Origin of the sequence: Pseudomonas sp. ICBG1301 (assembly GCF_016918385.1) — a bacterium.
Lineage (GTDB): Bacteria > Pseudomonadota > Gammaproteobacteria > Pseudomonadales > Pseudomonadaceae > Aquipseudomonas > Aquipseudomonas palleroniana.
This window is the reverse complement of record NZ_JAEKGB010000007.1, coordinates 1-13,301: the sequence shown is the minus strand read 5'-3', so window position 1 is coordinate 13,301 and position 13,301 is coordinate 1. Positions and strand designations below refer to the sequence as shown.

Genomic DNA, 13,301 nt, shown 5'->3' with positions numbered 1-13,301 from the left:
GTAAAGACCGCTCTTTTCATCTGCGCCAGTACGCCACACCCCCGTATTCATTGAGGATCGACGCAGTTGCTCGGGTTTTCGCGCCCACCCGCTCTAGGCCCGCACGCTCAGCCGCGCTAGTCTCTACAGTCCTGATGTGAGGATCTGTGATGACCGCCGGTATTTCTTCTCGTACACCCCAGCAAGCCTTGGCTGCCCTGCTTGACCTGCATGCTCCGAAACGCCTGCTGCTATTGGGGGCCAGCCAGTTACCGGCGCTGGACGCCTTCAAGCAGGCGCATCCCGATACCCAGGTGTTTTGCGCCGCTCCAGGGCCATTGCCGCCAGAGCTGGCCACGCAGCGGTTTGACCTGGCCCTGGTGGTCGACTGCCTGGAGCACCTGTCAAAACCGCAGGGCCTGACCCTGCTCGGAGGCATTCGCAACCTCAATGCCAGCCGTATTGTGGTGCTGGTGGATCTGAGCGTCTGCGGCTGGAAAGAAACCGACTTCTTCTCCCTGGCCCTGCAGGCCGGCGAGCGGTTCCAGCGCGACGAGCAGGTGCTGACGCTGTTCACCTATGATCTGCTTGACTATAAACAGGTGCCGGACTGGCTCAACGCCCGCTTCTGGGCCAACCCGGAAAACTTCGGAAAGTATTGGTGGTAACCCTATGAGCACATCCATTTGCCCTTGCGGCAGCGGCAACCTGCTGGATGCCTGCTGCGGCCACTATCACGCAGGCCATCCGGCGCCTTGCGCCACCGCGCTGATGCGCTCGCGCTACAGCGCCTATGTGCTGGGCCTGGTGGATTACCTGGTGGCCACCACCCTGCCCGCGCAACAGGCCGGCCTGGACCGCGCGGCCATCGCCGCCTGGAGTGCCCAGAGCACCTGGCTGGGCCTCGAAGTGGAAAACTCCGAGGTGTTTGGCGGCCAACCGGAACACGCCTTCGTGACCTTTACAGCACGCTGGCATGACAGCACCGGCGAACACAGCCACCGTGAGCAATCTTCTTTCGTACAGAACGAGGGACGCTGGTACTTCATCGATCCGACAGTTGAGGTGAAGGCCGGGCGTAATGATGTATGTTTGTGCGGCAGCGGACAGAAGTTCAAGAAGTGTTGCGCAAGCTACCTTTAATCACCTGACAGGGATAACGCCATGCTTCGGATTTACAGCTTGATGCTGGCGTTGACCCTGGGGCTCACCGGCTGTGCTTCGTGGTTCGAGGACGACGCACCACCGCCCCATGTGGCCTTGGTAAAAGTCGAGGTGGTGCGCGCCAAGTTGCTGGAACAGAAGTTCAAACTGTACTTTCGCGTGGACAACCGTGATGACGCCGACCTGACGGTGCGCGGCCTGGTCTACAAGGTCACCCTGGGCAACTTCGTGCTGACCGAAGGCGAATCCAACGAATGGCTGACCGTACCGCCACGCAGCCACAGTTTTTTCCGGGTGACGGTGCGCACCAACCTCTGGCCGCAGGTTCGTGATGTGGTGCAGATGTTGAAAAACCCTACCAAACCCGTGCCCTATCGGCTGGAGGGCGAGTTGAAAACCGGATTATTCATCGGTAATGACGTGCAGGTGGCCCACAATGGCGAGATAATACCCGGCGATTTTATTCCGGAGCGACATCGATGACCCAGCAACCCCATGTCCATGGTCCTGACTGCAACCACGATCACGATCACCATGATCACGACCACGGCCATGTCCACGGCCCGAACTGCGGCCACGCCCACCAGGAGCCGGTACGCAACGCCTTGAAGGACGTGGGTCGCAACGACCCTTGCCCATGCGGCAGCGCGAAGAAATTCAAGAAGTGCCACGGCGCGTAAGCGATTTCCCCTGGCGCCGGCCACACTGAAGATCCAAATGTGGGAGGGGGCTTGCCCCCGATTGCGGAGTGTCAGTCACTGTATCGGCTGACAGACCTGCCGCTATCGGGAGCAAGCCCCCTCCCACAGGTTTGTTCGCACGCCGAATTTCAGGATTTGCGCTGAAATAGCAGCTCCACTTCCAATCCTCTACCCTCGCGGTTTTTCAAGCTCAACCGCCCCTCATGCGCCCGAGCAATCGTGTGCGCAATGCTCAGTCCCAACCCATAGCCACCGGTTTGGGCATTGCGTGAGCCTTCCACGCGATAGAACGGCTCCATCACCTGTGCCAGCTGCTCCTCGGGAATTCCCGGCCCACGGTCGCGAATGATGATCTTCAAGCTGTCCGCCTGGTCCTCGACCCGTACCACCACCTCTTGGCCATAGCGCACGGCGTTTTCCAGCAGGTTCTGCACACAGCGTTTCAGGCTGCGGGCATAACCGGGCAGTGGCTGTTTCGCACGGCCTTCAAGGGTCACGCTTTCCCCCACATCCTGCAGGTCCGCCTGCAAGCTTTGCAGCAACGCATTGATGTCGATGTTCTGCCGCGCCTCGTTGATTTCGCCGCTGCTGACGAAATCCAGGGTACTGGCCACCATGTGCTCCATTTCTTCCAAGTCAGCGCGAAAACGCTCGCGGGTGCGGGTGTCGTCGAGCATTTCCGTGCGCAGGCGCAGACGTGTGATCGGCGAACGCAAGTCGTGGGAAATGGCCGCGAGAAAGCGCGTACGTTCGGCGATATTGGCAATCAGGCGTTGCTGCATGGCGTTGAAGGCCTGGGCCGCCCGACGCACTTCCGTCGGGCCATCCAGCGATAACGGCGGCCGCTGGATGTCGCGGCCCAGCGCTTCGGCGGCCTTGGCCAATGCATTGAGCGGGCGGATCGCCAGGCGTACCGCCACCAGGGCGATCACGACCAGCACCACTACCCGCAGCAAATAGATACGCATCACGTAGTCGAACAGCAGGTCCAGGGGCGATGTGCTCGTCCAGCCTTGTTCCTCGCTGGCGTCCACTTGCAACCAGCGCCCATCGGGCAGGCGCAGGTCGATCAGAAACTGCCCCACCACCGGCCGGGAACCGAGCAGCGTGGAAAGCCCCGCCGTTTGCCCGTCACCATCGACCAGCGACAGGCGCAGCAGGTTCAGGGTTGGGGCATAGCCGGTTTTTTCCGACAGGACTTTCTTGATCAAGCGTTCGGTGGGCAAGTCGCTGTCGGTCAGGGTGCTGACCATATCGCTGGCATGCTCGCTGAGCGTGAGATGAAAGTGCGGGCTGTCGAACAACTGGACCAGTTGATCGGCCTGCGGCGGGTCTCTGTGCACCAGCCGCACCACATCCGCCAGCCGCGTCGCGATCAGCCGCGCCGGAATTTCCAGCACCTGGCCATGGCGTCGGTCGTACCAGATGCTACTGGTCAGGGCCTGGGCCGCGAGCATGCCGCTGACCAGAATCAGCACCAGCCGTCCGAACAACGAGCGCGGCAGCAGCCTCACGACTCCAATACCACATCTTCGGCGGTGAGCATGTAACCCTCGTTGCGCACGGTCTTGATCAACCCCGCCGGCAATTGCGAGCGCAGGCGGCTGACGCACACATCGATAGAACGGTCGAATGGCGTACTGTCCTTGTCGAACACATGGTTGAGCAGGAAGTCGCGGCTCAATGGACGATTGGGGTGCTGCAACAGTAGACGCAACACGCGGTAGTCCGAATTGCCCAGGCTCACCACCACGCCCTGCGGCGACAACAATTGCCGCGCCCGCGTGTCGAGCTGCCAGCCGGCGAAACGAATGCTCGGCGCCTCATCCAGGCGCGCACGATCCGGGAAGCTCTGCACCCGACGCAACACCACCTTGATCCGCACCAACAACTCACGGGGGTCGAACGGCTTGGGCAGATAGTCATCGGCACCGATTTCCAGGCCGACGATGCGGTCGATCAACGAGCCCTTGGCGGTGAGCATGACCACCGGCGTGTTGGAACTCACCCGCAATTCGCGGCACAGGCTCAGGCCGTCTTCACCGGGCAGCATCAGGTCGAGCACGATCAAGTCGATGACACTCAACGCCAGGCGGCGGCGCATTTCCTTGCCATCGGCGGCCGTGGACACCTGGAAACCGGCGTCGCTGAGGTACTCGCAAAGCAGCTGGCGGATCTGCGGGTCGTCATCAACGATTAGTAGATGGTCTTGCTTGGCCATGGGCAGTCAATCCGAAAATACTCAAAGCGCAGGAAATAGCCGAAAGTTCAGGCGGCCGCATACGCAAATGTAATGGAATGTTGTGGGCGGCAATAATCGCGCATCAGCGATACAAAGCCACGGTCCCGCATCGGGAAGCGGTCTTTAGACTACCGAATCTAAATGAGATTAATTGTAATTTAGTTCGGGCCGCTCTGAATGACTTTGCCTACCCCCCAGCGTCACCCTTTGCACTCTACCCTTGCACCGATGTTCGGCCTGCTGGCAGCCGGCAGTGTCACGCCGACGGCGTGGGCCGATGCAACCGCCGCAACACCCCAGGATTCGGTAGTGAACCTGCCGCAAATCAAGGTCGACGGCGAAGCCTCCTCGACCTTCAAGGTGGACCGGGTCACCTCCGCCAAGATCAGCCAGCCACTGCTGGACGCGCCGCAAAGCGTGACCATCGTGCCGCAGCAGGTGCTCAAGGAGCAGAACGCGCAAACCCTGCAGGAAGTGCTGCGCAACGTGCCGGGCATTACGTTCATGTCCGGTGAAGGCAACCTGGGCTGGGGCGATCTGTTTTCAATCCGGGGGTTTTCCTCGGAGCAGAGCCTGACCGTCGACGGCGTGCGCGATGCGGGCATGTCGACCCGCACCGACACCTTCAACCTGCAACAGGCCGAAGTGTTCAAGGGCACCGGCTCCATCGAGTCCGGGGTTTCCGCCGTGGGCGGCAGCGTCAACCTGGTCAGTAAAGAAGCGCACTTGGGCGACGCCAATAAAGTCTCGGCCGGAATCGGCACCGACAGCTACCGTCGCCTCACCGCCGACCTCAATAAGCAGCTGACCGATACCAGCGCGGTACGCATCAACCTGATGAAACACTACAACCAGGTCGCCGAACGCGACGACGTGGACTACGACCGCTGGGGGATCGCAACGTCCTTCGGTTTCGGCCTGGGCACCGACACGCGCTTTTTCGTCGACACCTTCTACCAGAAAGACACCAACACTCCCGACGGTGGCGTGCCGATCCAGCGTGGCACCGACGGCCACCGCATGCCCGGGGTGAAACGCTCCAACTGGTACGGTGACTCCAGCCTGTATACCCAAGAGAACGAAACCACCTCGCTGACCGCCCGCTTCGAACACGACTTGGACTGGCACGACGCCAACCTGCGCAACCAGACACGCTGGGAGCGCAGCGACAACTTCGCAGTACTCTCCCCGGCGCGCTTCTTCGCCGCCGATGCCAACGCTAAAAAAACCTGCACCGGCACTCGCTGTGCAACCTTGGGCTATACCGGCGCAGGCCCGATCAGCCAGGTAACGGGCAGCACGGTCAATGCTTACACCGACTACTTGAACAACAGCAACACCGGCTACGGCATCCTGCGCGGCAGCGACTTCGGTTTGTCCAAGCGCTACACCATCCTGGATAACCAGACCGACTTCAGCTTCACGTTCAACACCGGCAGCCTGCAACACGCCGTGGTATCGGGCCTGGAGTTCTATCACGAGACCTACGGCGGCCTGAAACGCAACGCGGAGGTGCCGGCCGGCGACCTGTTCTTCGACATGAACAACCCCAGCCATAGCTTTGCCAGCAGCTACGTCACCAAGGGCGAAGGCGACCCACGTTCGGTGATCGACAACGCCGGTGCCTACCTGGGCAACACCGTCACCCTCAATGAACAGTGGCAAGTCCTGGGTTCGCTGCGCTACGACCGTTGGCGCGCCCAGACCCGCCAACGCGGCCAGGCCACGATCAGCAGCACCGACGGTGCCGTCAGCGGCCGGGTCGGGGCGGTTTACAAGCCGGTGCCTAACGCCAGCATCTACGTGTCCTACAGCGAGGCCGCGCAACCTTCGGCGCTGGGAGCCTCCACCAACAACCAGATCTACGGCGCTGCCAGCACCCGCAACTACAGCCCGGCGAAGTCGAAAACCTATGAAATAGGCACCAAGTGGGACATTGCCCACGACATGCTCAATGTCACGGCAGCGATTTTTCGCACCGAACTGGACAACGCCTGGGAATACCAGGACGGCGAATCGGCGCCGGTGCGCGCCCTGCCCGCCAAGCGCGTGGACGGCATAGAACTAGGCCTGCAAGGCAATATCACTCCGCGCTGGACTGCGTATGCCGGCTTCTCGGCGCTCAAGAGCACCCAGACCAAAGGCATCAACAAAGGCGCCGAAGCCAAGAACGTCCCCGACCTGACCGCCAACCTGTGGACCACCTACGCCGTCACCGACGCCCTGAGCCTGAGCTTCGGCGAGCAATACGTGGGCCGGCGCCGCTACAGCGACAACCAGTACGTCGGCGGTTTGAACAACAACAGCAGCTACGCCAATGGCCCGTCCGGGGTGTATGCGATCTACACCCGCGACCACGAGAAAGCGCCCGGTTACTGGCTGAGTAACCTGGCGGCGCAATACAAGGTGAACAAGGACACCACGGTCAACCTCAACCTCAACAACCTGTTCAACACATTCTATTACAGCCAGGTCGGCGCCTCCCTCGACGGCTTCCAGCTCTACGGCATCCCGGGCGCCGGGCGCACCCTAACCGCCAGTGTTGATTATGAATTCTGATTTTCCCCTTCCAGGAGCCCTTGCCATGTTGCAGCCCCGCCACCTGTTCAAACTCGGCGTGTTGTGCGCCGCGCTGCTCTTCGGCCACGCCGAAACCGCCGCCGCCCATGAAGTCACTGACGTGCTCGGCCGCAAGGTCGAGGTGAAGGATGACGTCCGGCGCGTGGTGCTCGGCGAAGGCCGGCTGATTTCAGCCTTTGCCTTGCTCGACCAGGACGCGCCATTCCAGCGCATCGTGGGCTGGCAGAATGACCTGCGCCTGCTCGACCAGCACACCTACAACGCCTATGTAGCGAAGTTTCCATCAGTTAAAAACATCCCGTTGATCGGGCAAGCCTCAGAGCAGAGCGTCAGCGCCGAGGAAATTCTTTCACTCAAACCCGACCTGGCGGTGTTCAGCATCTCCGGGCACGGCCCCACCGAGCACAGCCCGGTGGCGGATGTGCTGGCCAAGGCCGGTATCCCGGTGGTGTTCGTCGACTTTCGCCTCAACCCGGTCCAAGGCACGCACACCAGCATGACCGCCCTGGGCCAAGCCCTTGGCCGTGAGCCCCAGGCGCAAGCGTTCCTGAATTTTTATGATCAGCACCTCAAGGCCATCACCGATGCCGTCGCCACCCTGCCCGCCGGCCCACGCCCCAGCGTCTTCCTCGAGTTGCTGGCCGGCGTGTGGCAGGCACCAGGGCATACCACCGGCAAGAGCGGTATAGGCGAGCTGATCAGCTTGGTCGGCGGACGCAATATCGCCGCCGGCGTGGTGCCGGGCGCACTGGGCGATATCAGTGTGGAATATGCCCTCAAGGCGGACCCGGATGTGTATATCGCCACCGGCAACCGCCAGCCTGGCCTGATCCTGGGCGCGGGCGTAAGCCACGACGAAGCACGCGCGGGGCTCGAACGCGTATTGGCGCGCCCGGAATTCGCCAACCTGCGGGCCATCCGCGAGGGCAATGCCCACGGCCTGTGGCATGACTTCTACAACTCGCCGTACAACCTGCTGGCCATTGAAGCCCTGGCCAAATGGATTCATCCAGCGTTGTTCGCCAAGCTCGACCCGCAAGCGACCATGGACCAGATCAACCAGCAGTTCCTGAAGATGCCACTGCAAGGCGCCTACTGGATCGACGCAAAAACCTCGGTAGAAACCCAGTAACCATTGTGGGAGGGGGCTTGCTCCCGATGGCGGTGTGTCAGCCAAAGACTCGTTCACTGACACACTGCCATCGGGAGCAAGCCCCCTCCCACCGTTGGATTTTCATCGTGTTCAATAGTGTGTGAGCCCCATGACCACTCAAACCCTTGACCTCGCCAGCGCCACCCACGGCTATCGCCGTCTGCTGGCACGGCGCGCCTGGCTATTGGCGCTGCTCGGTACGGCGCTGGCCTGCGCGATTCTGGTGGACCTGGCGAGCGGTCCGTCGGGTATGGGCCTGCCGGCCCTGCTGGATGGCATCCTGCACCCGTCCCACCTGAGCGCCACCGACCAAGTGATTATCTGGAACGTGCGCCTGCCCTACGCACTGATGGCGGTACTGGTCGGTTGCGCGTTGTCCCTGGCCGGAGCCGAGATGCAGGCCATCCTGAACAACCCGCTGGCCAGCCCGTTTACGCTAGGCGTGTCCTCAGCGGCAGCGCTGGGAGCATCGTTGGTCATCGTGTTTCCGGTGACCACGGTGTGGGTGTCGGCCAATACGGCGATTTCCATCTCGGCCTTTATCTTCGCCGCCGCCTCGGTTTTTCTGCTGCAGGCCATGTCACGCCTGCGCGGGGCCGGTGTTGAAAGCCTGGTGTTGTTCGGCATCGCGCTGGTGTTCAGTTGTAACGCCGTGGTGGCCTTGCTGCAGCTGGTCGCCACCGAAGACGTGCTGCAACAACTGGTGTTCTGGACCCTGGGCAGCGTGACGCGGGCCAACTGGGACAAACTCGGCATCCTGGCGCTGGTGGTGGCGGCGGTGTTGCCGTTCTCCTTCGCCGCGGCTGCACGCCTGACCCTGCTGCGCATGGGCGAAGACCGCGCACAAAGCTTTGGCGTGGACGTGAAACGCCTGCGGTTTTTCTCGTTGCTGCGCATCAGCCTGCTGTCAGCCACCGCCGTGGCGTTTGTCGGCACCATCGGCTTTATCGGCCTGGTCGGCCCGCATATCGCAAGGATTCTGGTCGGCGAAGACCAGCGCTTCCTGCTGCCCGCCAGCGCCTTGACCGGCGCCTTGTTGCTGTCGCTGTCGTCGATCGCCAGCAAATGGCTCATGCCCGGCGTGATCGTACCGGTGGGCATCGTCACCGCCCTGGTGGGTGTGCCGATTTTCGTGGTGTTGGTGTTCAAGCGCGGGAGGCAGTTATGAGTGAAGGTTTAACCGTACAGCACGCCAATGTCAGCTACGGACGTCGGCAGATTGTGCATGACCTCAGTTTGCCCACCTTGCCCCACGGCAGCCTGACCGCCTTGATCGGCCCCAACGGCGCGGGCAAATCGACATTGCTGCGGGCCGTGGCCGGGCTGGAAAAGATGCACGGTGTCGTACGCCTGGGCGACCTCGACCTGTCGGCCATGTCCGTGGGCGAGCGCGCCCGCCGGGTGACCTATATGCCGCAAAACCTGCCGCCGGGCCTGAGCCTCAGCGTGATGGAAAGTGTGATTGCAGCCCTGCGCGTGGCGCGTGTGGACGGCATTCCCCTGTCCAGCGAAGCCTGCCTGCGCGAGGCTTTCGAGGCGCTACGGCGCATCGGTATCGCGCATTTGGCCGATCAGTGGTTGAGCACGTTGTCCGGCGGCCAGCGCCAATTGGTCAGCCTGGCCCAGCTCATCGCCCGCCGCCCCCAGGTCATGTTGCTCGACGAACCCACCAGCGCCCTCGACCTCAACTACCAATTGAAAGTCATGGACTGCGTGCGTGGGCTGGTGCGCGAACACCAGTTGATCGCGGTGGTGGTGCTGCACGACATCAACCTTGCCGCACGCTTCGCCGACCATATCGCCGTGCTCCGCCAGGGTCGGTTATACGCCAGCGGCGCAGCGGATCAGGTGTTGGACCCACTGATGTTCGCCGAGGTGTATGGCGTGCAGGCGCGCATCGAGCGCTGTTCGCAGCAGTCGTTGCAAGTGTTGGTGGACAGCGCAGTGTGAAAACTCTCTAAGGATATGCGCAAATGTTTCATTGAGTTTTCGTACACCGAACGTTACCTATACCTACAGGCATTCGCTCAAGCATCACCACCTTTTGGAGAGCTTCATGATCGACCTGTATTACTGGACTACCCCCAACGGCCACAAAGTCTCGTTGTTCCTGGAAGAAGCCGGCCTGCCCTACACGGTGCACCCGATCAACATCGGCCAGGGCGAGCAGTTCAAGCCGGACTTCTTGAAGATCGCTCCCAACAACCGCATCCCCGCCATCGTCGATCACACCCCGACCGACGGTGGCGCGCCGCTTTCGCTGTTTGAATCAGGCGCCATCCTGCTGTACCTCGCGGAAAAAACCGGCCAGTTCATTCCCCGTGATCTACGCGGCCGTCAGGAAACCTTGCAGTGGCTGTTCTGGCAAATGGGCGGACTCGGGCCGATGGCAGGGCAAAATCACCATTTCAGCCAGTTCGCAGCCGAGAAGATTCCCTATGCGATCAAGCGTTATGTCGATGAAACCGCCCGCCTCTATGGCGTGCTGGACCGGCGCCTGGCCGACCGAGCCTTTGTGGCGGGCGAGGACTACAGCATCGCCGACATGGCAATCTACCCGTGGATCGCTTCCTACCAGCGGCAGAGTCAGCGCCTGGAAGACTTCCCCCACGTGCAGCGCTGGTTCAACACCATCAAGGCGCGGCCGGCGACCGTTCGGGCCTATGAACTGGTGCAAAAGGTCAACCCGCCCCAGTCCTGATTTAAAGCCCTATACAGCCTGAATATGGAAGGGAGCTTGCCCCCGATGGTGGGCCAGTCACAGATTTATTAACTGGCAGTCCGCTATCGGGGGCAAGCCCCCTCCCACATTAGTTTTGCGCTCCCGCTTGCGTCGTTTCGCCGCGCTCACTAACGTAGCGCCTTTACTGACGCTACCCCCCGCAGGAGCTTTGCCATGGCCTCGCCAGCCTTCTCACATTTTCTTCCCCGGTTCGGCGTTGCCGCGGCAGTGGCCAGTGCATTAAGCCTGGCCGGTTGCCAACTCCAGAGCACCCAGGACACGCTGCCGCCAGTCGCCGGTGTGCAGCCGATCAAGGGGCTCGCGCAGAATGTGTCGGTACGCCGCAATGCCCAAGGCATGCCGCTGATCGAGAGCAACACCTTTCATGACGCGCTGTTCAGCCTGGGCTACGTGCACGCCGGCGACCGCATCACGCAGATGGTCACGTTGCGCCTGCTGGCCCAGGGCCGACTGGCGGAAATGTCCGGCCCTGAAGTGCTGGATGTCGACCGCTTCATGCGTGCGGTCAACCTGAAAAAAAGCGCCGGTGAGCTGTACAACGCCTCATCGCCGCGCCTGAAGCGCTTCTTCGAAGTGTATGCCCGCGGCGTCAACGCCTACCTGTTCCGCTACCGCGACAAGCTGCCGCCGGACCTGGCCCAGACGGGTTACAAGCCCGAGTACTGGAAGCCGGAGGACTCGGCGCTGTTGTTCTGCCTGCTGAATTTCAGCGAGTCGAGCAACCTGCAGGAAGAACTGTCGTCCCTGGTGCTGGCGCAAAAAGTCGGCGTCGACAAACTCGCCTGGCTCATTCCAAGCGCGCCGGATGAGGCGATCCCGACGGCAGAAGCCGAGAAACTCAAGGGGCTGAACCTCAGCCAGATCACCGGCCTCGCCGGCCTGGATGCGGTCAGCCAGCAGTTGGGTAGCCTGAATGCACTGGGCGTCACCACCTCCAATAATTGGGCGATTGGCCCCCAGCGCAGCCGCAGCGGTAAAAGTCTGCTGGCCGGCGACCTGGCGGCCCAGCCGCAAGCTCCCTCGGCGTGGAGCTACGTGCAGATCCGTGCGCCGAAATACCAGGCCGTCGGCGCCTCGATTGCCGGCCTGCCGACGCTGCTGTCCGGCTTCAACGGCAAAGTCGCATGGAGCATGAGCGCGGTGAAAGGCGACACCCAGGACCTGTTCCTGGAAAAGGTCAAACGCCAAGGCAGCGCGTTGTACTACGAGAGCAACGGCAAATGGCTGCCGGCAGGCGTGCGCAACGAAACCTTCTTCGCCAAGGGTCAGCGGCCGATTCGCGAAGTGGTGTATGAAACGCGTCACGGTGCCCTGCTCAACAGCAGCCAGGCGCTGACCAGCGGTTTCGGGCTGGCCCTGCAAACCGCCGATCTCAAGGACGACAAGAGCCTGGACGCGTTCTTCGACCTGTCCCGCGCACAGAACGCCGGCAAGGCCTCGGACGCCACCCGTGAAATCCGCGCCATTGCGCTGAACATGATCTTCGCCGACGCCAGCAACATCGGCTGGCAAGTGACCGGCCGCTTCCCCAACCGTCGCGAAGGCGAAGGCTTGCTGCCTTCACCGGGCTGGGATGCGCGTTTTGACTGGGACGGCTACGCCGATGCGATGCTGCACCCCTATGACCAGGACCCGCCTCAAGGCTGGATCGGCACGGCCAACCAGCGCACCGCGCCGCGCGGCTACGGCATGCAATTGTCCAATTCGTGGGATGCACCGGAACGCAGCGAGCGCCTGGCACAACTGGCCAACGCCGGCAAGCATGACAGCCGCAGCATGATCGCCATGCAGTACGACCAGACCACCACCTTTGCCGCCAAGCTCAAGACCCTATTCCAGGCACCGGGCATGGCCCAGCCGCTGAAGCAGGCCATTGACGCGCTACCCGCCGCCGAGCGGGCCAAGGCACGCGAAGCGCTGGATCGCCTGATGGCCTTCGATGGGCGCCTCACGTCCAGCTCCGCCGACGCGGCGATCTATGAACTGTTCCTGCAGGAAAGCGCCAAGCAGATCTTCCTCGACAAGCTCGGCCCGGAAAACAGCGCCACCTGGAAAGCCTTCGTCAGCAACGCCGGCCTGTCTTACTCCGCCACGGCCGACCACTTGCTGGGCCGCGAAGACAGCCCGTTCTGGGATGACACGCGCACGGCGCAAAAAGAAGATAAACCGGCCATTCTCGCCCGCAGCCTCGCCGCTGCGATCAGCGCCGGCGACAGCCTGCTGGGTGGCGATCACAAAGCCTGGCAATGGGGCAAGTTGCACAGCACCACCTGGAAAAACACCCAAGGCCAAGTGATTCGCGGCCCGCTGGCCAGTGGTGGCGACCACAACACCTTGAACCCGGCGCCGTACAGCTGGGGGCAGGACTTCAACACCACCCAGGTGCCGGCGCTGCGCATGATCGTCGACTTCGGCCAGGCGGAACCGATGATGGGTCAAGGCGGCATCGGCCAGTCCGGCAACCCGGCCAGCCCGAACTATGCCAATGGCATCGACGCGTCGCTCAAGGCGCAATACCTGAGCTTCCCGATGCAACCGCAGAACTTTGACAAGGCCTATGGCAAGACCCGCCTGACCCTCACCCCCGCCAAATAGGTAGTGAGCGGGCTCGCCCCGGTACAAACCGGGGACATCGTTTACATTTCTAACCGGGGACATGGTTTACAGGCTAATACGCATGATCAGGAGGTAACTGATCATGCCCTGGAACCAAGAGTCCCCTATGAACCAACGAATCAA

At 62.0% G+C, this 13,301-nt stretch carries 12 protein-coding genes; 10 read left to right on the top strand and 2 right to left on the bottom strand.

What is annotated here, in order from left to right; translation table 11 throughout:
- The first annotated feature begins 149 nt into the window (after positions 1-149).
- Genes JBE38_RS17745 through JBE38_RS17730 form a run of 4 tightly spaced genes read left to right on the top strand, consistent with a single transcriptional unit; the run spans position 150 to position 1,823 of the window.
- Positions 150-647, top strand: a complete 498-nt coding sequence (locus tag JBE38_RS17745; RefSeq protein ID WP_205344771.1) for a DUF6231 family protein — start codon at positions 150-152, stop codon at positions 645-647.
- 4 nt (positions 648-651) lie between these two features.
- Complete coding sequence (locus JBE38_RS17740) at positions 652-1,122, top strand: YchJ family protein (protein ID WP_126871061.1); 471 nt, start codon at positions 652-654, stop codon at positions 1,120-1,122.
- A 21-nt stretch (positions 1,123-1,143) separates the two neighbouring features.
- Positions 1,144-1,626, top strand: a complete 483-nt coding sequence (locus JBE38_RS17735) for an LEA type 2 family protein (RefSeq protein WP_060753824.1) — start codon at positions 1,144-1,146, stop codon at positions 1,624-1,626.
- The gene (locus tag JBE38_RS17730; protein ID WP_026136698.1) at positions 1,623-1,823 is read left to right on the top strand and encodes an SEC-C metal-binding domain-containing protein; all 201 of its coding nucleotides are present in this window, start codon (positions 1,623-1,625) and stop codon (positions 1,821-1,823) included. Before JBE38_RS17735 ends, JBE38_RS17730 begins: the two co-directional genes overlap by 4 nt.
- A gap of 149 nt (positions 1,824-1,972) precedes the next feature.
- Here the strand turns inward: JBE38_RS17730 and JBE38_RS17725 are convergent, their stop codons facing one another.
- Together JBE38_RS17725 and JBE38_RS17720 are read right to left on the bottom strand one after the other, a co-directional pair.
- Complete coding sequence (locus JBE38_RS17725) at positions 1,973-3,358, bottom strand: ATP-binding protein (RefSeq protein WP_205344770.1); 1,386 nt, start codon at positions 3,356-3,358, stop codon at positions 1,973-1,975.
- Positions 3,355-4,065, bottom strand: coding sequence for a response regulator (locus JBE38_RS17720; RefSeq protein WP_060753826.1), 711 nt, complete (start codon positions 4,063-4,065; stop codon positions 3,355-3,357). The genes JBE38_RS17725 and JBE38_RS17720 overlap by 4 nt, the downstream gene beginning before the upstream one ends.
- 198 nt (positions 4,066-4,263) lie before the next feature.
- Between JBE38_RS17720 and JBE38_RS17715 the strand changes: the two genes are divergently transcribed.
- The 6 genes from JBE38_RS17715 (at position 4,264) to JBE38_RS17690 (ending at position 13,157) form a co-directional block, all read left to right on the top strand.
- A complete protein-coding gene (locus JBE38_RS17715; RefSeq protein WP_205344769.1) occupies positions 4,264-6,645 on the top strand; it encodes a TonB-dependent receptor in 2,382 nt (793 codons plus the stop codon).
- A 25-nt stretch (positions 6,646-6,670) separates the two neighbouring features.
- Positions 6,671-7,798, top strand: a complete 1,128-nt coding sequence (locus JBE38_RS17710) for an ABC transporter substrate-binding protein (RefSeq protein ID WP_205344768.1) — start codon at positions 6,671-6,673, stop codon at positions 7,796-7,798.
- A gap of 130 nt (positions 7,799-7,928) precedes the next feature.
- Positions 7,929-8,987 carry a FecCD family ABC transporter permease gene (locus JBE38_RS17705; RefSeq protein ID WP_205344767.1) on the top strand — a complete coding sequence of 353 codons (1,059 nt, stop codon included), beginning with the start codon at positions 7,929-7,931 and terminating at the stop codon, positions 8,985-8,987.
- Positions 8,984-9,769, top strand: a complete 786-nt coding sequence (locus JBE38_RS17700) for an ABC transporter ATP-binding protein (RefSeq protein WP_090366366.1) — start codon at positions 8,984-8,986, stop codon at positions 9,767-9,769. The genes JBE38_RS17705 and JBE38_RS17700 overlap by 4 nt, the downstream gene beginning before the upstream one ends.
- Positions 9,770-9,875: 106 nt before the next feature.
- Positions 9,876-10,520, top strand: coding sequence for a glutathione binding-like protein (locus tag JBE38_RS17695; RefSeq protein ID WP_090366367.1), 645 nt, complete (start codon positions 9,876-9,878; stop codon positions 10,518-10,520).
- A gap of 195 nt (positions 10,521-10,715) precedes the next feature.
- A complete protein-coding gene (locus tag JBE38_RS17690; RefSeq protein WP_205344766.1) occupies positions 10,716-13,157 on the top strand; it encodes a penicillin acylase family protein in 2,442 nt (813 codons plus the stop codon).
- Positions 13,158-13,301 lie beyond the last annotated feature (144 nt).